The 20,897-nt window shown below is 59.7% G+C and carries 18 protein-coding genes and 1 other RNA gene; 10 read left to right on the plus strand and 9 right to left on the minus strand.

Annotation, left to right across the window (positions count from 1 at the left end; genetic code table 11):
• Window positions 1-180 precede the first annotated feature (180 nt).
• On the plus strand, window positions 181-1,053 hold the full coding sequence (locus PREDE_RS08760; protein WP_005846618.1) for a sigma-70 family RNA polymerase sigma factor: 873 nt from the start codon (window positions 181-183) through the stop codon (window positions 1,051-1,053).
• Window positions 1,054-1,283: 230 nt separating this feature from the next.
• Here the strand turns inward: PREDE_RS08760 and PREDE_RS08765 are convergent, their stop codons facing one another.
• The 5 genes from PREDE_RS08765 to rnpB form a co-directional block, all read right to left on the minus strand.
• On the minus strand, window positions 1,284-2,372 hold the full coding sequence (locus PREDE_RS08765; RefSeq protein WP_005846621.1) for a phosphotransferase enzyme family protein: 1,089 nt from the start codon (window positions 2,370-2,372) through the stop codon (window positions 1,284-1,286).
• Between the two features lie 58 nt (window positions 2,373-2,430).
• The gene (locus PREDE_RS08770; protein ID WP_005846622.1) at window positions 2,431-3,081 is read right to left on the minus strand and encodes a carbohydrate-binding family 9-like protein; all 651 of its coding nucleotides are present in this window, start codon (window positions 3,079-3,081) and stop codon (window positions 2,431-2,433) included.
• A 45-nt stretch (window positions 3,082-3,126) separates the two neighbouring features.
• On the minus strand, window positions 3,127-3,531 hold the full coding sequence (locus PREDE_RS08775; protein ID WP_005846624.1) for a YkvA family protein: 405 nt from the start codon (window positions 3,529-3,531) through the stop codon (window positions 3,127-3,129).
• 57 nt (window positions 3,532-3,588) lie between these two features.
• Window positions 3,589-4,014: a hypothetical protein gene (locus PREDE_RS08780; RefSeq protein ID WP_005846625.1), complete on the minus strand. Its 426-nt coding sequence runs from the start codon at window positions 4,012-4,014 to the stop codon at window positions 3,589-3,591.
• Window positions 4,015-4,068: 54 nt separating this feature from the next.
• Window positions 4,069-4,450, minus strand: an RNA gene (gene rnpB, locus PREDE_RS13345) — RNase P RNA component class A.
• 240 nt (window positions 4,451-4,690) lie between these two features.
• Here rnpB and PREDE_RS08785 point away from each other — a divergent pair.
• The 5 genes from PREDE_RS08785 (at window position 4,691) to PREDE_RS08805 (ending at window position 8,514) form a co-directional block, all read left to right on the plus strand.
• Window positions 4,691-6,166, plus strand: coding sequence for a Do family serine endopeptidase (locus tag PREDE_RS08785; RefSeq protein ID WP_027952455.1), 1,476 nt, complete (start codon window positions 4,691-4,693; stop codon window positions 6,164-6,166).
• A gap of 156 nt (window positions 6,167-6,322) precedes the next feature.
• Window positions 6,323-6,736, plus strand: a complete 414-nt coding sequence (locus PREDE_RS08790) for a hypothetical protein (protein ID WP_005846629.1) — start codon at window positions 6,323-6,325, stop codon at window positions 6,734-6,736.
• Between the two features lie 8 nt (window positions 6,737-6,744).
• Window positions 6,745-7,647 (plus strand): hypothetical protein, encoded by a 903-nt coding sequence (locus PREDE_RS08795; protein WP_005846632.1) that lies wholly within the window; start codon window positions 6,745-6,747, stop codon window positions 7,645-7,647.
• Window positions 7,620-8,120, plus strand: coding sequence for a S24/S26 family peptidase (locus PREDE_RS08800; protein WP_005846635.1), 501 nt, complete (start codon window positions 7,620-7,622; stop codon window positions 8,118-8,120). Before PREDE_RS08795 ends, PREDE_RS08800 begins: the two co-directional genes overlap by 28 nt.
• A gap of 106 nt (window positions 8,121-8,226) precedes the next feature.
• The gene (locus PREDE_RS08805) at window positions 8,227-8,514 is read left to right on the plus strand and encodes a PqqD family protein (RefSeq protein ID WP_005846637.1); all 288 of its coding nucleotides are present in this window, start codon (window positions 8,227-8,229) and stop codon (window positions 8,512-8,514) included.
• Window position 8,515: 1 nt separating this feature from the next.
• Here PREDE_RS08805 and PREDE_RS08810 read toward each other — a convergent pair whose 3' ends face one another.
• Entirely contained in the window at window positions 8,516-9,733 is a 1,218-nt protein-coding gene (locus tag PREDE_RS08810; RefSeq protein WP_005846641.1) for a DUF4861 domain-containing protein, read from the minus strand.
• Entirely contained in the window at window positions 9,730-11,943 is a 2,214-nt protein-coding gene (locus PREDE_RS08815) for a S9 family peptidase (protein WP_005846643.1), read from the minus strand. Before PREDE_RS08815 ends, PREDE_RS08810 begins: the two co-directional genes overlap by 4 nt.
• Before the next feature lie 600 nt (window positions 11,944-12,543).
• On the opposite strand from PREDE_RS08815, the gene uvrA reads away from it, so the two are divergent.
• Window positions 12,544-15,381 carry an excinuclease ABC subunit UvrA gene (uvrA, locus tag PREDE_RS08820; RefSeq protein ID WP_005846647.1) on the plus strand — a complete coding sequence of 946 codons (2,838 nt, stop codon included), beginning with the start codon at window positions 12,544-12,546 and terminating at the stop codon, window positions 15,379-15,381.
• On the plus strand, window positions 15,378-16,265 hold the full coding sequence (locus PREDE_RS08825) for a glycosyltransferase family 2 protein (protein ID WP_005846649.1): 888 nt from the start codon (window positions 15,378-15,380) through the stop codon (window positions 16,263-16,265). The genes uvrA and PREDE_RS08825 overlap by 4 nt, the downstream gene beginning before the upstream one ends.
• Here the strand turns inward: PREDE_RS08825 and PREDE_RS08830 are convergent, their stop codons facing one another.
• The gene (locus tag PREDE_RS08830) at window positions 16,266-16,742 is read right to left on the minus strand and encodes a hypothetical protein (protein WP_005846651.1); all 477 of its coding nucleotides are present in this window, start codon (window positions 16,740-16,742) and stop codon (window positions 16,266-16,268) included. It lies immediately after the preceding gene.
• Window positions 16,743-16,874: 132 nt separating this feature from the next.
• Here PREDE_RS08830 and PREDE_RS08835 point away from each other — a divergent pair, with 132 nt between their 5' ends.
• Window positions 16,875-17,690: an MBL fold metallo-hydrolase gene (locus PREDE_RS08835; protein ID WP_005846653.1), complete on the plus strand. Its 816-nt coding sequence runs from the start codon at window positions 16,875-16,877 to the stop codon at window positions 17,688-17,690.
• Between the two features lie 82 nt (window positions 17,691-17,772).
• Here the strand turns inward: PREDE_RS08835 and tamL are convergent, their stop codons facing one another.
• Complete coding sequence (gene tamL, locus PREDE_RS08840; protein ID WP_005846655.1) at window positions 17,773-20,001, minus strand: translocation and assembly module lipoprotein TamL; 2,229 nt, start codon at window positions 19,999-20,001, stop codon at window positions 17,773-17,775.
• A 44-nt stretch (window positions 20,002-20,045) separates the two neighbouring features.
• Here tamL and PREDE_RS08845 point away from each other — a divergent pair, with 44 nt between their 5' ends.
• Entirely contained in the window at window positions 20,046-20,879 is an 834-nt protein-coding gene (locus PREDE_RS08845) for an RNA methyltransferase (RefSeq protein ID WP_005846657.1), read from the plus strand.
• Window positions 20,880-20,897: the final 18 nt, after the last annotated feature.

Here is a 20,897-nt window from a genome sequence, read left to right on the forward strand (position 1 = left end):
GAAGAATAAGCCAGTTATCTCAGCCAAAGGGTTTGGAAAAATATTCAATAAACGTTATTAATCCATAAATAACAGATAGAGAAATAACAACCTATTGATATTTTACTTATTTTTATTTCGATTTTGGAGGAATAATAAGAAACGCTTCTCTCAGGGCGTTTAAAATGTTTGTGTGTAAGAATGAGACAATTAAAGATTCAGAAAAGCATCACCAATCGCTCCAGCGAGGCTTTGGACAAGTATCTGGTAGAGATTGGTCGGGCTCCTCTTATCACAATTGATGAGGAGATAGACTTGGCACAGAAAATCAAGAAAGGCGGCCGCGAGGGTGAAAAAGCCAAAGAAAAACTTGTCACAGCTAACTTGCGCTTCGTAGTGTCTGTAGCCAAACAATACCAACATCAAGGGCTGTCACTCACCGACCTTATCGACGAGGGCAACATCGGGCTTATCAAAGCTGCACAGAAGTTTGACGAGACCCGTGGCTTCAAATTTATCTCCTACGCCGTGTGGTGGATTCGGCAGAGCATCCTGCAGGCCATTGCCGAGCAGAGCCGCATCGTGCGACTACCACTCAACCAAGTGGGTTCACTGAGCAAAATCAACCATGAAATCAACCGCTTCGAGCAGGTACACGAGAGGCACCCAAGCATGCAGGAAATATCGGATGCCACTAATATAGAGGTGGAAAAGATTGGGCAGAGCATGATGGCCGACGGTCACCATGTGAGCATAGACGCGCCGTTTCAGGAAGGTGAAGACAATTCGATGGTCGACGTGATGGCCAGCGGCGACGACAGTCGCACGGACAAGAGCGTAGATCACGAGAGCATGGCCCAGGAATTGAACACGGTACTGGAGAGCGTGCTCAAGGAGCGCGAGGTGATTATCCTGCGCGAGTGCTTCGGCATAGGCTGCAACGAATTAGGACTGGAGGAGATTGGCGACCAGCTTGGACTCACGCGCGAACGCGTGCGACAGATTCGTGAGAAGAGCATTGCCAAGCTGCGCGAAAGCGGCCACGTGAAGATTCTGATGAAATATCTGGGCTGAACACAGCATCAATAGAAGCTAAGACCCATTTGTTGTGCTGCTTCAACTTCTCTGATATGGGCAAGTTGTGAGTATTGGACGACCAGTTCAACGACTACGGGGTGATCTTTTTCAAGTAATTTTAGGTTGGCATGCAGCCGCAGGGCTGTACACAAAAAGAAGCCTCCCCTGAAAGTCTTCCTTAGACTTTCAGGGGGCGTCTTGTTATGAGCTGCATGCTCTGGCTTCGCTCAAAGTGAGCTGATGAATGCTGAAAGGCGTGGCATGCCCGCCTCGGCCAGCTGATAGAGACGGAACTGGTTGTGGGCACGCTCAAGATTGTGGCCGGGATGCGTGGTCTTGTAGTAGGTATCGCCGTTGAGATAGTCGGCGAGGAAGCGCACGCACTGCATATAGGGGAAGAGGGCCATGGCAAAGGGCAGGTGGGTACGCTCGGTGGCCGTCAGGAAAGAGCGCGTGGACTCGATGTAGCCACGAGTGAAACTCTCAATGACATCCCAGCGCAGGGCCACGTGCGACTCGTCGGGGTCGTCCTCGACGGTGGCATTGGCAGCCGTCCGCAGGAAGTCTCCATAGTCAGAGAACACGAAACTCGGCATGACGGTATCAAGATCTATGACGCAGAGCACGCCGCCGCCCTCGTCAAAGAGCACGTTGCCCACCTTGGAGTCGCAGTGACAAATACGCTTGGGCAGGAGTCCGGCGGCATGCAGCCGCTCGGCCAGACACATGTCTTCGGCGTGGGCCAACAGACTGTCCACGAGCGTGCGCACACCGGCAAGCCGACCATGGGCATCGCGTGCCACGGCATCGCGCAACTGGTCGAGGCGAAGCCTCATGTTGTGAAAGTCGGGAATGGTCTCGCCAAGCGGCTCGTCCAAGTCGGCCAGCATGCTCTCGAACCCACCGAAAGCCCTACCCGCATCGTAGGCATTAGGCGGCGTGACGGCATCGAAGCTCTGCGTGCGGGGAATGAAAATGGACACGCGCCAGTAGTCACCCTCTGGGGTATGGTGCCAGGTGGCACCCTCACGTGTGCTGACAAAGTGCAGCACCTTGCGGTCAATGTCTTTCTCCCCACGCGCCTCCAACCGGGCACGGATATGGGCCGTGACGGCCTCGATGTTGTGCTGCAGCAGGGCTACGTCTGTAAAGACCGCATGATTGATGCGCTGGAGCACGTAGTCGGGGCAGTCTTTCTCGACCGTAGATACCTTAAAAGTGTCGTTGATGAGTCCACTGCCGAGGGTTGTCACGGCAATGGGTGTGCCATTTAGGATGAAGTGTGAAAGGATTTCGTTTGTTCGGTCTGTATTCATTGTTGCTGTTTTTAGTTGGACACATTCTGGCAGGCCCCCGCACGATGCTCCGAAGCGCCTACTCGAGCATCAGCTCGCCGAAGCAGTCGGGGCGGTGGAAATCGGGGGCCGGGGCCGCAATGGGGTTCCAAGAGAGAAAATGGGGCGTGGGCAGCAGGTCACCACACTTGTAGAAATTGGCCCTCAGACGAGTGCCGCCGTCGAACGACACCCCGCCCAAGAAAAAGGCAGAGGCGGGAACGACAAGGGCCAGCTCCCACTCGGTGTGGGCCAGCCGCGCGTCGAACGGCTCCATGCCCAGCGAAGACCAGCGGCCCACGGTGTCGAGCACGTGCTGCGGGGCATGGGTACGCCCCTCGCGGCTTGCACCGGCACCGATGAGCATGCGGCCCGCACAGTTCACCTCTATATTATAGTAGATGCCACCCTCTGCAGACTGGCAGAAGAACTCGCAGCACGAATCCTCCCAGATACGCTCGTCATCATGCCGGGCAACAGCCCTCACGCTGTCTTCGACAATGTGGTAATGCAGCAGAATAGCACGGTCGGTGCGGGCCACACGGAACCTCACCGCAGGACAATAGGAGAACTCCGGCCAGTTGACGCAGCCTATCGTTTGCCACGCCAGCCGGGCACCGTCCATGAGCTCCGGCAGTCCGGCCGCCTCGGGCAGTCCGGTCGCAAGAGCCGGTACAACAAGTGTTTTCATTGGATAAGTATGATTGAAGATAAAGCCGCAAAAGGCAGCTTCAAGTTATTCCGCATTTGGATCGAAGAGATGGTCGGCTTCCTCGATCTCGTCGTCGTCGAACCATTGGGCGAGCTTGGCCCGCGCCTTGGCTTTCACGTCCTCCGACACCTCGCCCCAAACCTTGTGGAGCACGTAGACGAGCACGGCCAAATCATCGCTCAGTCCCGCAATGGGGATGGCATCGGGCATCACGTCGAGCGGACTGATGAGATAGCCCAAGGCACCGATGATGATGGCTTTCTCTTTCAGCGACACCTTGTCGCTCTCCAGTGTATAGAAGAGTATCAGGGCCGCATACACAAACTTGGCGCCGGCACGCTTGGCCACGCGCGATATTTTCTCTACAAATCCATTGGCCGTGAACTTGTTTTTGTAGGCCATGAAGTCGGGTAATTCAATCTTATTCATACGTAGTCTCATGATGAGGGGTTCATGATGTCTCCGGGTGACGGGCCGCACCGCCGCTCATGCCCACCGTTCTATAGCCTCGGTCAGGGCGGCCGCCTCGGGATTGTCGGCCTTGAGCCGGCCCAGCCGGCGGCGTTTCAGCAGCACGCGCACGCCTTTCAGCAACAGGGCCACGGCCACGCCGACGACAATGCCCACCAGCAGCGACGTGGTCTCTGAGCGCCAAGGCAGGCTGTCCAGCGGGAAAGCACTGATTACGATGACTGGTACCAGAGCCACGATGCCATAGAAAGTCTGCTGTGCGCGCTGCGTCCCTTCGCTGTCGAGAATGGACTGATAATCGAAGAGGTAGCTGTCCAGTTGCTCACGTGTGACGTGGCTGGCCTCCAGCGTGGGAAAGTCGGGCTCGTTGCCGTGACGCTCCATCGTGCGGATAATGCGGTGCTCGAAGTCGTCCAGAATGTTGGGTTGCAAATCTTTCATATCCTATAAACTCCCGCCGAGGGCTTTTATTATATGACGAAAAAGATAAAAAAGCAAGGCAGCGCCCTGATAAGCCGGGTTCTGTATCCTCCTTGAGAAGGAGCTCTGTCATTTATCTACGATGCAGGTCGCCCTGCACCTCAAGCGTTCTACCCTCCATCGTTCCACTCGAAGTGGCTCGGGCAGGCAACCCTGACATGACGATGGTTTACATGAACTTGCAGCCTCCAGCCGGCACGGCACGACGGTCGCCCGCCGCCCGGTGGTCTCTTACACCACCTTCTCACCCTTGCCATCCGCGGGGGATGGCGGTCATTCTCTTCTGCCTGCGCCTACTGTCACCAATAGCTTCTATTTTCGGAAGTGGAGCGCCTTGTGCTGCCCGGACTTTCCTCCCGCATCCCGAGGGATGCCGGCGACAGAGCCGGGGCACTGCCTTACCGATTGCAAAAGTAGCAAATAATTCTGAGAACGGGCCATTCTTCCCCAAGTTTTGCAAGTTTTTAAACGAATGTAAAAAGCCGGTCGGCACGGCTTAATAGCCGTTAAGTGTTAAAATCAAAGTGTTAAAATCGGATAAAGGTATAGGACAGAATGGCATATTGACGATTTTTGCGCCTATATTTGCAAGCGAATTAAACCAAAAGCGGACAAACAATAAAATCATAACATGAACATGAAAAAGTATTCCTATTATTTGCTTGCAGCCCTCTGCGTCGTTGCAGTGGCATTCTCTGCAGGCTCGTTCATCAAAGTCCAGGCAGCCGCCAACGAGACGGCGCAGAGCGGACAGCCCGTAGACCTGACCTATGCCACCGACAAGGCCCTGCCCGCCGTGGTTCATATCAAGTATGTGCAAAACTCCAAGACGCAGACCGTGGAAGTGCAGAGCGACCCGTTCTCCGACTTTTTCTCTGACCCTTTCGGCTTCTTCGGCAATCCGCAGGGACAGGGCAATGGTGGCAAGCAACGGCGGCAGGTGCGCACCCCGAAGAAAGAAGCCACGGGCTCGGGTGTCATCATCAGCAGCGACGGCTACATCGTGACCAACAACCACGTGGTGAACGGGGCCGACGAGCTCACCGTAACCCTGGAAGACAACCGTGAGTTCAACGCCCGCATTATCGGCACAGACCCCACGACCGACCTGGCACTCATCAAGATAGACGGCAAGAACCTCCCCACCCTGCCCATTGGCGACTCTGACAAAATCCGTGTGGGCGAATGGGTGATTGCCGTGGGCAACCCCTTCGGATTCAACAACACCGTGACGGCCGGCATCATCAGCGCCAAGGCCCGCACGCTGGGACAGAACGGTGTGGAGAGCTTTATCCAGACCGACGCCGCCATCAACCGCGGCAACTCGGGCGGCGCACTGGTCAACACACGCGGCGAACTCATCGGCATCAACGCCATGCTCTACTCCGAAACCGGCTCCTACTCGGGCTATGGCTTCGCCATTCCCACCAGCATCATGAACAAAGTGGTGGCCGATCTCAAGGAATACGGCACCGTGCAGCGGGCCTATCTGGGCATCAAGGGCAGCGACGTGCTCAACTATATCAACAGCCAAAAGGATGAAAACAAGGAGGCACCCGACCTCGGAACCAACGAAGGCGTGTACGTTGCCGAGGTCGAAGACAACGGTGCAGCTGCAGAAGCTGGCCTGCAGAAAGGCGACGTCATCACTGCCATAGACGGCAAGAACATCAGCAAGATGGCCGAACTGCAAGAGGTTATCAACAGCAAGCGACCCGGCGACAAGGCTACCATCACCTGGTTGCGCAACAAGAAGAAGATGAGCAAGACCGTCACCGTGAAGAACCGGCAGGGCAACACCCGCGTGATGAAGACGGCCGACCTCGACGTGCTCGGCGCCAAGGTTCTCCCCGTGAGCGAAAGTCTGAAGAAGCAGCTGGGCATCAGCTACGGCCTTCAGGTGAAGGACGTGAAGAGCGGAGCCTTCAAACAGGGTGGCATCAGCGACGGCTTCATCATCCTCACAGCCAACGACGAGCCCATGAAGACCATCTCAGATCTGCAGGAAGCCGTGAAATCGGCATCGACCAGCAAGACTCCCGTGCTCTTCATCACCGGCATCTGGCCCTCGGGCAAGACCGACTACAAAGCCATCAAAGTGGGCGAGGAATAGGCCCTCTGCCGACAAACTCATCATGGAGGCGGGACATTCACAACGAGTGTTCCGCCTTTTTTCTTCTTTTTTCGGCCAAAAACCGGGTATCGTCACAAGTTTTTCGTACCTTTGCACCTTGAAAGCCCCATCCGTCATGCACTCAATCCCAGCAAAATGAATTGGAAGAAATATTTGCTCACCATGGTTGTCGCCCTGCTTGCTCTGGACGCATCGGCAGCCGAAAAGACCCAAACGGTCTACATGTACGGCTTTGCCGCCTCGTTCAACGACTCCACAGTCTACTTCACCGACATTCAGCAGATAGACTCCGCCAGCGTGGAGAGCCGCACTCATTTCCTTTACAGCCGCAACGACTACTCCTATCAGCTGCGCGACTATCTGGCCGCCAACGGCTTCAAGAACGCCACCTGCGTCACCGCCTTTGCCTTGACGCGCAAGGAAGCCGATAAAAAATACCTCGCCCTGCGCAAGCGTTACCTCAGCGGCGGCCGCTACACCATCAAGTATATTCCGGCATCCGACTTCCGGTTCCAGCCCATCCCGGCTTCCAACGGGGCGGGCGAGTAATCCCTGCCATGACCGGAACGCCACACGCCCACCTCTTCCGCATCGCCGATTTCAACGTGCGTCTTGTCTTCAAAGACGGCGAATGCAACGGCATGCACCTGCTTCCCTCGTTCGAGCCGTTCCGTACAGAGCGGTTCGACAGCACCGATCTGCTCTTCCAACTCACCATTGCCGACACACTGCGGCCGCGGCCCAAGCGCGAGCGCGAGCACATCCGCGTCTTCGACACAGGCAACGGCAACACCGTGGTGGACCGTCTGTCCAACGGCGGCTACCAGTATATCATCAGAGACATCTCGGGCACCGACTGTGCCTTGCTCATCACCAACAAGGACTTCAGCGACTGCCAATGTGCCCTGAACGGCAGCTACAATATGCGCTGCTTCGGCCTGAACAATGCGCTCATGCTCGTCTTCGCCTTTGCCGCCAGCCGCGAGCAGGCCGTGCTCATCCATGCCTCGCTGGTGCGGCAGAACGGCTACGGCTATGCTTTCATTGCCAAAAGCGGCACGGGCAAGTCCACACAGGTGAGCCTCTGGCTGCGCCACCTGCCCGGTTGCGACCTCATGAACGACGACAATCCCATTATCCGCATCATCGACGGCACGCCCTACATCTACGGCGGGCCGTGGAGCGGCAAGACGCCCTGCTACCGCAACGTGAAGGCCCGGCTCGGCGCCATCACCCGCATAGACCGTGCCCCGGCCAACTCCATCGACAAGCTGTCGCCCGTGGATGCCTTTGCCTCGGTGCTGCCGGCCTGTTCGTCCATGAAGTGGGACCCCGACATCTACAACCGCATCTGCGATACCCTCACCCGACTGGTCGAAACCACAGGCATCTACACCCTGCACTGTCTGCCCAATCAAGAAGCCGCCATCCTATGCAATCAAGCCATCCGAAGAACGTAGCCCTGCCCAGGCGGGAGCTGCAATTCCCCAATGCCCAACTGCTACCCGAGATTGTGCGGCTCATGGAAGAGGGACACACCGTGACCCTGCGGCTGCGCGGCTTCTCCATGCGCCCCTTTCTCGAGGACAACCGCGACAAAGCCCTCTTGACGCTCGCCGTGCATCCGCGCGTGGGCGACCCCGTACTGGCCGAGATTGGCGAGGGACGCTACGTGTTCCACCGCATTGTCCGCATCGAGGGCGAGCTCGTCACGCTGCGCGGCGACGGCAACATCGGCACCGAGCAATGCCTGCTCCACAACGTGAAAGGGGCTGCCATCGGGTTCTACCGCAAGGGGCGCGACACGCTCGAGCGCACCGACGGCCTCAAGTGGAGGCTCTACTCCTGGCTGTGGATGCACCTGCTGCCCGTGCGACGCTACCTCCTGGGAGCCTACCGGCGGCTGTGGCTGCCCCTCTTCGGCCCCATGTAAACACACGAATAAACCCGGATAAAAACACGAATACACTGGGGGCGGACACACGACGGCCATCGGCGGCCCCGTGAAAACAGACCGACCCCACTATAAAGACCAAGATATGAAAGCAAAAAAAGGATTCAACATCCGCAACATCTGTGGCCACAACATCATCGTGGCCGAGGGCAAGGAGAATATGGATTTCAGCAATATCATCAGCATGAACGAGAGCTCGGCCCTGCTCTGGAACGCCATTCAGGACAAAGACTTCACCGTAGACGATCTGGCAGAGCTGCTGATGGACAACTACCAGATAGACGACGACACCCCGCTGCCCCGCGAACAGGCACTGGCCGACGCAGAGACGGTGGTGGGCCAGTGGCGCACGGCCGGCATCCTTCTGGACTGATTCAGCGGGCCGAACCCAGGCTTACCTGCAAGGGGCGGGCCAGCATTTGCAGCGTCTGGCGCACGCGCAAGTCCCATTCGGCCTGTGTGCGCACGTCGTACTCACTCCACGCACTGCCAAAATAATAGGTGTAGCGTTCGCCGTTGCGCAACCCTTTCTTCACCCCCACAGCATGGCCCTCGTCGCTGCCCGAGGCGCGGGCATAGAGCAACCGGCGCGTCTGCGCCCCCTCGGGAAAGAGCACGCCGATGTAGAGCTGGCCGCCGTAGCGGTCGGGACGGTCGGTAGGGTCGGCATACTGCACGTAGTCGCGGCCAGTCACCACGCTCTCGCGCCCCGCTGTATGGATGACAAAACCGGCAGCCAGGTCGCGCGGGCGCGACAATCCCTCGTACCACACGGTCATGCGGTTGAAGTTTGACCCTTTGTCCAGGCTGATGATGCGATGCTCCGTCACCAGCGTATCGCCGCCAACGCGCGTGGGCGCATAGGTCAGCTCCACGGTGAAGCGCAGCGGCCCGTTGTCCAATATCTTGTAACGCTGGTAACAATAAGGCAGCACCAGGCTGTCGCCCAGCATCAACGCCGGCGTGCCGCAGCCCATTGTGGGGCCCACGCCATAGCAGTCCATGCCGTTGCCATGGTCCAGATGGAACGAGGTGTGCAGGTCGATATCCCTGTTTTTGCGCCCGTTCTCGGCGTTGGCCCATCCCGTCACGTTGCCCTCATAGTCCTTGTAATACCGCTGGGCCATGTCGAGTTCCTTGGAATTCTTGGTCCACACGTCTATGCCAAAGCTGCGTTCGCCCGTTCGTTGCAGGGCGGGCCCATAGACGCGATAGGCCCCGCGGTCGTTTTCCCAGCCTATGTCGTCCTTGCGCAGGGGGTACATCCGCCCGCTCACCCAGCTGCGCATAGGCTCCGGTGTGCCCGGGGCCACGGTGTAGACGGTGCGCCCGTGAGGTTTCACGGGGGCGTCGATGAGCAGCCGCCCGTCGTGGGTAATCTGCCAGGCCACCTGCTGCCCCATCGGGTTGCGCACCACAAACGGCTCGCCCTCGGCCAGTCCCAACCGCCGGCGCAGACTGTCGAGGCCTATCTCTATGAGTTCCTGCCGCTGGAAGTCCAGCGGATTGACAGCCGTCACCGTCACCTCGGCGGCACGGCCCGGGGCCGGCAGCATGGCCAGCCACAGGGCAAAAAGCAGGGTTCGCATCATTTGTTTGCTTTAAGATGGTCCACGAACCACGCGGTGATCTGGCGCAACAGATGGTTGCGCGTGTTGCCGCCATGGATGCCGTGGCTGCGGTTGGTGTAGTAGTTCTCCTTGAAATCCTTGTCGGCTTGCACCAGCGCCTCGGCATACTCGAAGGTGTTCTGCGGGTGCACGTTGTCGTCGGCCATGCCGTGGCAGAGCAGCAGGGCCCCACTGAGCCGCGCGGCGCGGCTGATGGCGTTGTCGGCATAGCCGTCGGGATTCTCCTTGGGCGTGCGCATGTAGCGCTCGGTGTACACCGTGTCGTAGAAGCGGTAGCTGGTGGGCGGCGCCACGGCCACGCCGGCCTTGAACACCGGTCGCCCCTCGCTCATGCTCATCAGCGTGCAGAATCCGCCGTAGGACCAGCCCCAGATGCCGATGTTGTCCTTGTCCACGTAGGGCTGCCGGCCCAGATAGAGTGCGGTCTCCACCTGGTCGCGGGCCTCGAGCAGGCCGAGACGCTGATACGTGCACTTCTCAAACTCGGCCCCACGACCGCCCGTTCCGCGGCCGTCCACGCACACCACGATGAAGCCTTGCTGGGCCAGATACTCGTCGTAGGCGCCGCCCTGACCCATCGAACCCACGTTCCACGAGTCGACCACCTGCTGGCTGCCCGGCCCGCTGTACTGGAACATGATGACGGGATACTTCTTCGAGGCGTCGAATCCGGCCGGTTTGAGCATCCATCCGTCCAGCTTCACGCCCTCCGAAGTGGTGAAGCTGAACAGCTCTTTCTGCCCCCAGCCATACTGCCGCATCCTGGCCTTGAGCGCGGCATTGTCCACCAGTGTGGACACCACCTTGCCGTTCTGGCTGCGCGTAGTATATATATAAGGTGTGTTGCGGTCGCTCCATGTGTTGATGAAATACTTCAGATCGGCCGAGAAAATGGCCGAGTTCCATCCGGCCCGGTCGGTCAGCCGCTCGGTCTTGCCGTTCTTGTGAGCCACGTAGACCTGCCTGTCGTGCGGCCCGAGAGCCGCTGCCTGATAGTACACGTCGCCGTTGGCCTCGTCACAGCCATAGACCGCCGTGATGTCGAAGTCGCCGTTTCCAATCTTGCGCAGCAGCTGCCCGTTCATGTTGTACAGGTAGAGGCGCATGTGGCCGTCGCGGTCAGAGGGCATGAGAATGTAGTCCTTGCCCATGCGGATGCCCGCCATGGCCTCCTCCTTGACGTAGCGGGGCACGCTCTCCCTGACGAGCAACCGGGCCACGGTGCTGCGTGGATTCACGCCGTAGAGGCTCAGCACGTCCTGGTGTCGGTTCATGGTGTAGACCACAATACGGTCGGCACTGGCCGTGGGCAGTATGCGAGGCATGTATCCCTCGGCGTCGAGGGGCACGTCGAGACGCTGCGCACGGCGGGTCTTGATGTCGTAGCTCCAGGCCGAAACGCGCGAGTTGGCCTCGCCGGCCTTGGGATATTTATAGCTGTAGATGCCGGGATACACGGCGTTCTCCGTGTGGGTGGGGTCCATGCCCTGGTAGATTTGCAGGCTGTATTCCCTGACGTCCGTCTCGTCGTAGCGCAGCCAGCAGATCATGGTGCCGTCGGCATTGAACGTCAGGGCGTGGCTGAAAGAGAACTCTTCCTCGTTCACCCAGTCGGGGATGCCGTTGATGACGGCGTTGGTGCGGCCGTCCTTGGTCACCTGGCTCTCGCTGTTGTCGTAGAGCAGTTTCACGAGGAAGATGTTGTTGTCGCGCACGAAAGCCACCTGATTGCCGTCGGGCGACCACACGGGGGCCTGTTGCGGGCCGCCGTCGGACAGGCGTTCCAGCTTGCGGCTCTGGATGGTATAGATGTAGAACACGGCCTTGTACGAACGTCGGTACACGGGTTGCGTCTTCGTGCGGATGAGCATACGGCGGCCGTCGGGCGACATCACATAGCCGTCGAAAGCCTCTATTCTCTCGCCCTGCGTGCGGTTCACGTCGAAGAGTACGGCCGTCTGGGCACCCGTCTTGAACGAGTATTGCACAATCTGCGTGCCGTCCTTCGAGATGCGTGCATACTGGTCGGTGCCGTCCAGGGGGCTGATGCCACTGATACTTTCGGCGGCAAAGGCGCCCTGGGTAATCGACTTCAGGTCGAGCTTGTCGGCAGCCAGCGTGGCCGACGCGGCCAGGAGCAAGGCTGTACACATGGTGATAATCTTCTTCATGGGTGAGCGTATATCGGTTGTGCACGGGGCCGTCGTGCCCCGCACCTGCTGCAAAGTTAGCCAAAAATGCTTAACACGCCAAGGCTTCGGCAGAATAATCGGTGCGTGGGCGGCAGATTTATGGGGCGGCAGCAACCGTGGTTCCGTCGGCGGTCGCCCACGGGTCGGCCGGCGTCTGCGGCGCAATGGCGTTGCGTCCACGGTGCAATCGCATCGCGTTTTCACCGTTTTGGCCGCGCGATAACGGCGTAATCGCACGGCCGTTGCGCCGCTATTTGCCACGGGCCGCACGGTGCTCACGGACGTTTCGCAAGGCTTTTCTCACAGATTACACAAGTTTCACAGCTGGCGTGCGTAGAATTTTCTCACAGATTCCACAGATTTCACAGATGCTGCGCGGGGATTGGCATCTGTGAAATCTGTGGAATCTGTGAGAAAATTCTACGCGAAGCATCTGTGAAATCTGTGCCATCTGTGAGAAGTAAGGGGCCGGCACGGAGGCCGGCACGCATGTTTGGCACAAACGTTCACCGCCCGCCGCGACGGTTTTTCCAAGAATTCTTCGTAATTTTGCAAGAATAAACCACAGGCTTCGCAATTATGGACGAGAACTATATCGAGATTAAAGGCGCACGGGTGAACAATCTGAAGAACATCAGCCTACGCATTCCCCGCAACCGATTTGTCACCATCACCGGCGTTTCAGGCTCGGGCAAGTCGTCGCTGGCGTTCGACACGCTCTATGCCGAGGGCCAGCGGCGCTACGTGGAGAGCCTGTCGAGCTATGCCCGGCAGTTCCTGGGCCGCATGAGCAAGCCCGAGTGCGACTTCATCAAGGGGCTGCCGCCGGCCATTGCCATCGAGCAGAAGGTGATAGCACGCAACCCAAGATCGACGGTGGGCACGTCGACCGAGATTTACGAGTACCTGCGGCTGCTCTATGCACGCATCGGCCGCACGTTCTCGCCCGTGTCGGGGCAGGAGGTGAAGAAGCACTCCACGGAGGATATACTGCAACAAGTGCTCCAGTATTCCGACGGAACCCGATTCATGATTCTGGCTCCGCTCGTCGTGGCCGACGGCCGCTCGACGGAACAGCAACTGGAGATGTACCTGCAGGAAGGCTTCAGCCGCATCATGCTGGACGGCGAGGTGGTGCGCATCGAGGACGTGATGGGCCAGCCGCTGTCGGCCCAAGGGCTCTACCTGGTGATAGACCGCATGAGCGTGTCGCACGAGAAAGACGCCATCGCCCGCGTCGTGGACTCGTCCGAGACGGCCCTCTACGAGGGCCGCGGGGCGTGCCGGCTGGTCTTCCTGCCCTCGAACATCGGCTACGATTTCTCGTCCAAGTTCGAGGCCGACGGCATTCAATTCGAGGAGCCCAACGACAACATGTTCTCCTTCAACTCGCCGCTGGGCGCGTGTCCCACGTGCGAAGGCTTCGGCAGCGTCATAGGCATTGACGAGAAACTCGTCATTCCCAACTCCACGCTCTCGGTCTACGACGGCTGCGTGCAGTGCTGGCACGGCGACAAGATGAAGATGTGGCAGGACGAGTTTTGCCGCAGGGCGCAGCTCAACGACTTTCCCATCTTCAAGCCTTACTACGAGCTCTCGCAGCGCGAAAAGGACATGCTGTGGCACGGTTTGCCCACTGACATGAAGAAGAATGGCGGGCGGAGGGCCGACAGCGTGTGCATCGACGCCTTCTTCCAAATGGTCAAAGAGAACCAGTACAAGATACAATACCGCGTGATGATGAGCCGGTACCGCGGCAAGACCGTGTGTCCCGACTGCCGGGGCACGCGGCTGAAGAAAGAGGCCACGTGGGTGAAGGTGGGCGGACGCAGCATCACCGACCTGGTGGAAATGCCCGTAGCCAATCTGCGCGAGTGGTTCGACCAGTTGCAGCTCACCGAGCACGAGGGGCAGATGGCCCGGCGGCTGCTCGTCGAGATACGCTCGCGCCTCGAATTCCTGTGCGAGGTGGGGCTGGGCTATCTCACACTCAACCGCCGCAGCAACACGCTCTCGGGCGGCGAGAGCCAGCGCATCAACCTCGCCACCTCGCTGGGTTCGTCGCTCGTGGGCAGCCTCTACATCCTCGACGAACCGAGCATCGGCCTCCACATCCGCGACACCCGGCGACTCATCGGCGTGCTGCGCAAGCTGCAGCAGCTGGGCAACACGGTGGTCGTAGTGGAGCACGACGAGGAGATTATCCGCGAGGCCGACTGGCTTGTCGACATCGGTCCCGACGCCGGCACCCACGGCGGCGAGATTGTCTACGAGGGCAGCCTGCCCGAAAGCCTGCGCCGCGGCGACACGACGGACAATGACACGATACTGGCTTCACACCCACGAAGCTACACCATACGCTATCTCACGGGGGCCGAGACCATCGGCGTGCCCACATCGCGACGGCCCTGGAACCGCTCGATCAGGCTCAACGGCTGTCGCATGAACAACCTGCGCGGCATCAGTGTGGAGTTTCCGCTCAACGTGATGACCGTGGTCACGGGCGTGTCGGGCTCGGGCAAGTCGAGTCTGGTCAAGGGCATTCTCTACCCCGCTCTCAAGCGGAGCTTCGACGAGGTGTGCGACGCACCGGGCGAGTTTCTCTCCCTCGAGGGCGACGGCGACGGCGTGCGCCACGTGGAATTTGTAGACCAAAATCCCATCGGCAAGAGCACACGCTCCAACCCCGCCACCTATCTCAAGGCCTATGATGCCATTCGCCAGCTCTATGCCGACCAGCCCTTGGCCCGGCAGATGGGCTTCACGGCACAGTATTTCTCGTTCAATGCCGAGGGCGGCCGCTGCGAGGAGTGCAAGGGCGCGGGCTTCATCACGGTGGAAATGCAGTTCATGGCCGACCTCACGCTGGAGTGCGAGGCCTGCCACGGACAGCGGTTCAAGCAGGATATTCTCGATGTTCGCTTCGAGGGCAAGAACATTAGCGACGTGCTCAACATGACCGTCTCCGAGGCCCTGGCCTTCTTTGGCAAGCACAAGCAGCGCGCCATCGTGTCCCGCCTGCAGCCGCTCGAGGACGTGGGACTGGGCTACATCAAGCTGGGACAGAACTCCTCGACCATCTCGGGCGGCGAGAACCAGCGCGTGAAACTGGCCTACTTCATCGGGCAGGACAAGCAGGAGCCGAGCCTTTTCATCTTCGACGAGCCCACCACGGGCCTCCACTTCCACGACATCGCCCGGCTGCTCAAGGCCTTCGAGGCCCTGATTGAGCGCGGCCACACGGTGCTCGTCATCGAACACAACATGGATGTCGTCAAGTGTGCCGACTGGGTGATCGACCTTGGCCCCGACGGCGGCAACCGGGGCGGCAACGTGGTGTGCACCGGCACGCCCGAGACGGTGGCCCGGTGCCCGCAGAGCATCACAGGGCAATACCTCAAACGCGAGCTGAAATGATTTCCATCCTCATCCCTGCGTTCAACGACGACTGCACGGAGCTGGCCGCCGGGCTGGCCCGCCAGGCCGAGGCCATCGGCGGGCTGCAGTGGGAACTCCTCGTGGGCGACGACGCCTCGACCGATGCCGGCGTGGTGGCGCGCCTCGAATCCATTGGCCGCCGCGCCCACTGCCGCTACATCCGGCAGGAGCAGAACGCGGGGCGCGCCGCCATTCGCAACCGCCTGGCCCGCGAGGCCCGGGGCGAATGGCTGCTCTATGTCGATGCCGACCTCGTGGTGGTGGACGACAACCATCTGCGCAAGCTGGTGGAGGCCGGCCGGCATGCGGCCGCATGCTACGGCGGCTACCGCGTGCTGCCCGGCCCTGCGGGCAACCTGCGCCACCGCTACGAACGCGCGGCGGCACCCGTCCACACGGCCGCACGCCGCCGGCGCACGCCCTATCTCGACTTCAAGGTGTCCAACAGCCTGATACGGCGCGACGTGATGCTGCGCCATCCGCTCGACGAACGGTTTCGCAAATATGGGTATGAGGATGTGTTGCTGGGCAAGCAACTGCAGACGGCAGGGGTCGGCGTGGCCCACATCGACGCGCCCGTCGGCTTCGCGCGCTACGAAGACAATGCCCGGTTTGTACGGAAAACGGAGGAGGGCATCGAGACTTTGCACCGGTTTCGGGCCGACCTGGACGGCTTCTCCCCGCTTCTGCAAATGGCAGAAACGCTGCGCCGCATGCGACTGGCCGGGCCTTTTCTGTTTGTTTATCGTTTGTTGGGGCAGCGATGGCGGCGCAATCTGGTGTCAGACGCGCCCTCGCTACAGCTGTTCAAATGCTACAAACTGGGCTATTTGCTCAGTCTGATGGCTGCCGCCGAAGACTAATCATTCTTTTTCGGCACGAGGCAGGGCCGAAAGATGCACCCTCCACCTGCCCCCGCGAAAGACCGCCGGCAACCGGTAGACAGCCTTTTCCACCAGTCGTCCCGAGCGGCCGAGGGTGTCGATGCCCACAAAATGCCTCACCCGCACCTCCACCAGGGCCATGCTGTCGGCCGGATAACTGATGTCACCCAGCTCGCAACCGGCCCCTTCGTCCATGCCGCGCAGCAGGTCCACCTCCTCTTGATGCACCTGTGAGGCGGCATAAGCCAGCCATGGACGCGACTCTTCGGTGGCAAACGCCGCCGCACGCTTGAGATTCCAATTGAAATAGGCCACGGCGAAAGAGTCCACTTCCGTCCGCAGCCGGCTTTCACTGCTCTCCCGGCAACCGCCGGCCAGCAGTGCCGCCAACACCAAAATCCACACCGTGCACACCGTGCTCCAGGCGCCGGCACCCGTCGAAATCATCTGTTTCATGGCTTGTCGCTTTTGCTTTCACTGCAAAGTTAACCAAATTTTGACAAGAAGAAATGTCCTTAAACTTTTTTGTACATAAAAACTTGACCATATCCTCGCTTTTCCATACCTTTGTAGAAAATTTGAGGTAAAATGCTGCAATATATATCATTCGGCAGTGGAAGCAGTGGTAATTGCAGCTTCCTGTTCACGGAGACAGACGGTCTCCTCATTGATGCTGGCGTTGGAGTACGCGCGTTGAAGAAGTATTTTAAAAACTACGGAATATCATTTGACAGAGTTAAACACGTTCTTATCACCCACGACCACGCCGATCACGTGCGGGCAGTAGGCAGTCTCAGCAAGGAGTTTGGGCTGCCGGTGTATGCCACTCACAAGGTTCACGTGGGCATAGAAAAGAACTGGTGCGTGCGCAGCAAGGTGCCTGTAGAGCGAGTAAAAATCATCGAACACGGCGTGTCTTTCCACTTGGGCGAGTTCCAAATCACGCCCTTTGCCATTCCGCACGACAGCTCAGACAATGTGGGCTACTGCATTCAGCACCAAGGCGCCACCTTTGTGCTACTCACAGACGTGGGCCATCTCACCGACGAAATCAAGAGTTTCATCGGCCGTGCCAACTATCTGGTCATCGAGGCTGACTACGAACGCGAGATGCTCGACCGCGGTCCCTACCCCGAACGCCTGAAAGACCGCATCCGCGGCCCCCTCGGCCACATGAGCAACGAGGACTGCGCCATGGCCATTGCCGAGAATGCCACGGTGGGTTTAAGCCATGTTTGGCTCTGCCATCTGAGCGATGAGAACAACCATCCCGACTTGGCCGAAAAGACCGTGAAGCAGATTCTGCGCGCCCACGGCATCGTGGCAGGCAACGAAAACGGTGCCGACTTCCGGCTTGACGTGCTGAAACGCAAGACCCCCTCCGAGATTTTCCGCCTGTTATAGCCGCCGATCCCTCTCGCTGCTGCCGCGGCGCGGCTTTTCTTTTGCCGTTTGTGGTAAAAGAAAGGACTGCCGGAGCGACGCGTCAGAACGGCATGCCGACGGCAAAATGGAAGGCAAAGTCGCGGCTGAGCCGCGGATGCAGCAAGGGCCAGTGCTCGCGCCGGCTGTCGTAAGCGGGATTCACGGCCTTCATGCCCATGTCGAAACGAATCAAAAAATAATTGAAATTGAGCCTAATGCCCAGGCCGTAGGCCGCGGCTATCTGCTTGTAGAAGCGGTCGAAACGGAACTGTCCGCCCGGCTGATCGGCGTAGTTGCGCAGCGTCCAGATGTTGCCGGCATCCACAAACACCGCCGCATTGAACTTCCAGAACAGGTAGGTGCGGTACTCGGCATTGAGGTCAAGCTTGACGTCGCCCGTCTGATTGATGAAGTCGATGCGGCCGCCCGTGCCGCGATAGCTGCCCGGCCCCAGCCCGCGCACGCTCCATCCGCGCACACTGTTGGCCCCTCCCGAGAAGTAACGCTTCTCGAAAGGCAGGATGGTGCTGTTGCCATAGGGCCACGCAATGCCCAGGTCTCCGTGCACGGCCAGCGTGTTGTGGCGGTCGAAGCGGAAGAGATGGGTGTAGTCTGCATCGAACTTTACGTACTGCGCAAAGGCTATATTAAATAAGGTGTACCGTCCGTTGGCATTGCGTTTCAGCCCTACGGCCCCCGCCACGCCATGGAGCAGGTTGCCTGCAGTTTCCACATTTGCCCTCACGGCATCGGTGCCGTCGCTGTAGGTTATGCCGAAACCCAGCTTCATGATGAACAGGTCCTCGTAGTTGTAGCGCAGGATGGCGTTGCGGTTGGAAACGCTGTCCAGGTAGTCGTGCTTGAAGGTTTCGCTGATCCAAGGCATGTAGACGTAGTTCAGATCGAGCACGTCGAGCCGGTAGGTGGTGTGGTGATGGGGCTCGGCCCAACGGTAGCGCCAGGCCGTGGAAAAGACCCGACGGTGGAACTCGGGCCGGTTCTGCAGGTCCCACGACACCGAGAGCTCCGAGGTGGCATTGCTTCGCCGGCGGAAGGTGTTGGAGAGAAAGGGGGCGATGAAGCGCGGAAACGACAGCTTGGTTTCCACGCTATACTCCTCGTAGTCCTCGTCGCGGTAGCCCTCCAGCCCCGTGATGGCCTCGAAAGCCCCGCGCAGCTCCACGCTCAGCAGCTCCGAACCGCGGAAGATGTTGCGGTTCTCATAGGTGAGCGAGGCCGCCGCACCGAGGTCGCCCGCGGTGTTGGTGCCCTCGGGACGGAACGAGAGCGAGTGGGGCTTGTTGGTGCTCAGCTGGATGTCGCAGTCGAGCAACGCCGTGTCGGTACGCTCGCGGAAACGGATGTTGGTGTACCTCACGGCCTGCATCTTGCCGAAGTTGTTGTAGGTTTTTTGCAGGGCCGACGCGCTGAAAGGCCGGCCCTGCTGCAGGGCGGTGCCGTTTTCGAGCACGCGCCGGCGCAGCTGCACGGCATTGTTCCCGTCGGCCAGATAGCGGATGTCGCCGATGGTGTAGCGCGGATGGAGCGTGTCGGGCTGAGCGCCCGACGCGCGGTATTTCAGCAGGTGCAGCGTCACGTCCACCTCATTACTGTGGGCGGCCGAGTCGACGCTGTACTGGATGAAGTCCTTGTGGAAGCGATAGTAGCCCGAATCCATGAGGAGAGCCGTGAGGCGTCGGCGCTCCTCGTCGAGCCGGGCCGCGGTGAACCTCTCGCCGGACTGCAGCCGTTCGTCGCGGTAGTTCTTGCGCCGGAGGGCCCGCAAACGGTCATTGGCCAGCACGCGGGCAATGGCCGAGTCCTGAATGTCGTAGGAAACGCGGCGGATAGCATAGGGTTCACCGGGGTGAAGACGGTAGATGGCCTTCAGCTTTTTGCCGCGCGTGCGCGTGTCGAGGGTCACGGATGCGTGCATGTAGCCCATGTTCTGCAGGGCCGTGCGCAGGTCGGCCACGGAGAGGCGGGCCTGCACACTGTCGAAGATCATGGGCTCCTCGCCTATCCTCCGCAGCGTGCGGTTGATCCATTTGGTGGTGTCGCGACCGGCAAGATCGTAGGTACCCAAGGGTATCTTGAACATGGAAAACCACTTGGTGTTGCCCTGTTGGCGCACGTAGGGTAGCAGCGACGAGAGGTCTATGCGGCGGTCGTCGTTCTTCAGCTCCACGCTCTCGAGCAGATAACTCCGCTCGGGCACGAACTTGGTGGAGCTGCACGCGGCCAGCAGAACCGCCCCGAGCAGGAGGAAGAAAGCATGCGACGTTTTCAATTATCTCTTATTTTACCGTGCAAAGATAGTGTTTTTTATCTGAGATGGCACAGATTAACACCGGTTTTTCGCCTATTTCCAAACTTATTCTTTACCTTTGCAGCATGATCAGCAAGGCCAGGATGAAGTTTGTACGCGCGCTGGAGCACAAGAAAGCGCGCCGGCAGGAAGGCCTCTTTGTGGCCGAAGGCCCCAAGGTGGTGGGCGACTTGCTGACCCGTTTCTGCCCGCACATGCTCATCGCCACCCCCGAGTGGCTCCATGACCACCGCCACAAAGCCGACGCGTGGCAGGGGGCCGAGCTGTGCGACGTGACCGAGGACGAGCTGCGCAGGACGTCGTTCCTGCAACATCCGCAGCAGGTCATCGGCGTGTTTCCCATGCCCGAGCCCGCTGCCGAAACGGCCGACTGCCCACCCACGCACGAGCTCTGCCTGGCCCTCGACGGCGTGCAGGACCCCGGAAACCTGGGCACCATCATCCGCATGGCCGACTGGTTTGGCATCGAACACATCTATTGCTCGGAAGAAACGGCCGACGCCTACAACCCCAAGGCGGTGCAGGCCACGATGGGCAGCATAGCCCGCGTGGAGCTTTGCTACACCGATCTGCCGGCGTTCATCGGCCGGCTGCCGACCGACTGCCCCGTCTACGGCACGCTGCTCGACGGCACCGACATCTACCGCGAGCCGCTCTCGCCCACGGGCCTCATCGTGATGGGCAACGAGGGCAACGGCATTTCCCCGGCCGTGCGCCGGCTGGTGACGCGCCGACTGCTCATTCCCAACTACCCGCCCACCCGCGAAACGGCCGACAGCCTGAACGTGGCCATCGCCACGGCACTGGTGTGCGGCGAGTTCAGACGACGGTGCCCGTAGCCCCGCGGCCACGCAGCA

The organism is Prevotella dentalis DSM 3688 (assembly GCF_000242335.1).
Taxonomy (GTDB): Bacteria; Bacteroidota; Bacteroidia; order Bacteroidales; family Bacteroidaceae; genus Prevotella; species Prevotella seregens.

Bases quoted from the DNA above. Each gene is read 5' to 3' on its own strand.
- PREDE_RS08835 (WP_005846653.1), top strand. From the start codon at position 16,875: ATGCTGCAATATATATCATTCGGCAGTGGAAGCAGTGGTAATTGCAGC.
- PREDE_RS08810 (WP_005846641.1), bottom strand. From the start codon at position 9,733: ATGATGCGAACCCTGCTTTTTGCCCTGTGGCTGGCCATGCTGCCGGCC.
- PREDE_RS08785 (WP_027952455.1), top strand. From the start codon at position 4,691: ATGAAAAAGTATTCCTATTATTTGCTTGCAGCCCTCTGCGTCGTTGCA.
- PREDE_RS08805 (WP_005846637.1), top strand. From the start codon at position 8,227: ATGAAAGCAAAAAAAGGATTCAACATCCGCAACATCTGTGGCCACAAC.
- PREDE_RS08830 (WP_005846651.1), bottom strand. From the start codon at position 16,742: ATGAAACAGATGATTTCGACGGGTGCCGGCGCCTGGAGCACGGTGTGC.
- PREDE_RS08795 (WP_005846632.1), top strand. From the start codon at position 6,745: ATGACCGGAACGCCACACGCCCACCTCTTCCGCATCGCCGATTTCAAC.
- PREDE_RS08790 (WP_005846629.1), top strand. From the start codon at position 6,323: ATGAATTGGAAGAAATATTTGCTCACCATGGTTGTCGCCCTGCTTGCT.
- PREDE_RS08775 (WP_005846624.1), bottom strand. From the start codon at position 3,531: ATGAATAAGATTGAATTACCCGACTTCATGGCCTACAAAAACAAGTTC.
- PREDE_RS08780 (WP_005846625.1), bottom strand. From the start codon at position 4,014: ATGAAAGATTTGCAACCCAACATTCTGGACGACTTCGAGCACCGCATT.
- PREDE_RS08815 (WP_005846643.1), bottom strand. From the start codon at position 11,943: ATGAAGAAGATTATCACCATGTGTACAGCCTTGCTCCTGGCCGCGTCG.
- PREDE_RS08825 (WP_005846649.1), top strand. From the start codon at position 15,378: ATGATTTCCATCCTCATCCCTGCGTTCAACGACGACTGCACGGAGCTG.
- PREDE_RS08845 (WP_005846657.1), top strand. From the start codon at position 20,046: ATGGCACAGATTAACACCGGTTTTTCGCCTATTTCCAAACTTATTCTT.
- PREDE_RS08760 (WP_005846618.1), top strand. From the start codon at position 181: ATGAGACAATTAAAGATTCAGAAAAGCATCACCAATCGCTCCAGCGAG.
- PREDE_RS08800 (WP_005846635.1), top strand. From the start codon at position 7,620: ATGCAATCAAGCCATCCGAAGAACGTAGCCCTGCCCAGGCGGGAGCTG.
- uvrA (WP_005846647.1), top strand. From the start codon at position 12,544: ATGGACGAGAACTATATCGAGATTAAAGGCGCACGGGTGAACAATCTG.
- PREDE_RS08770 (WP_005846622.1), bottom strand. From the start codon at position 3,081: ATGAAAACACTTGTTGTACCGGCTCTTGCGACCGGACTGCCCGAGGCG.
- PREDE_RS08765 (WP_005846621.1), bottom strand. From the start codon at position 2,372: ATGAATACAGACCGAACAAACGAAATCCTTTCACACTTCATCCTAAAT.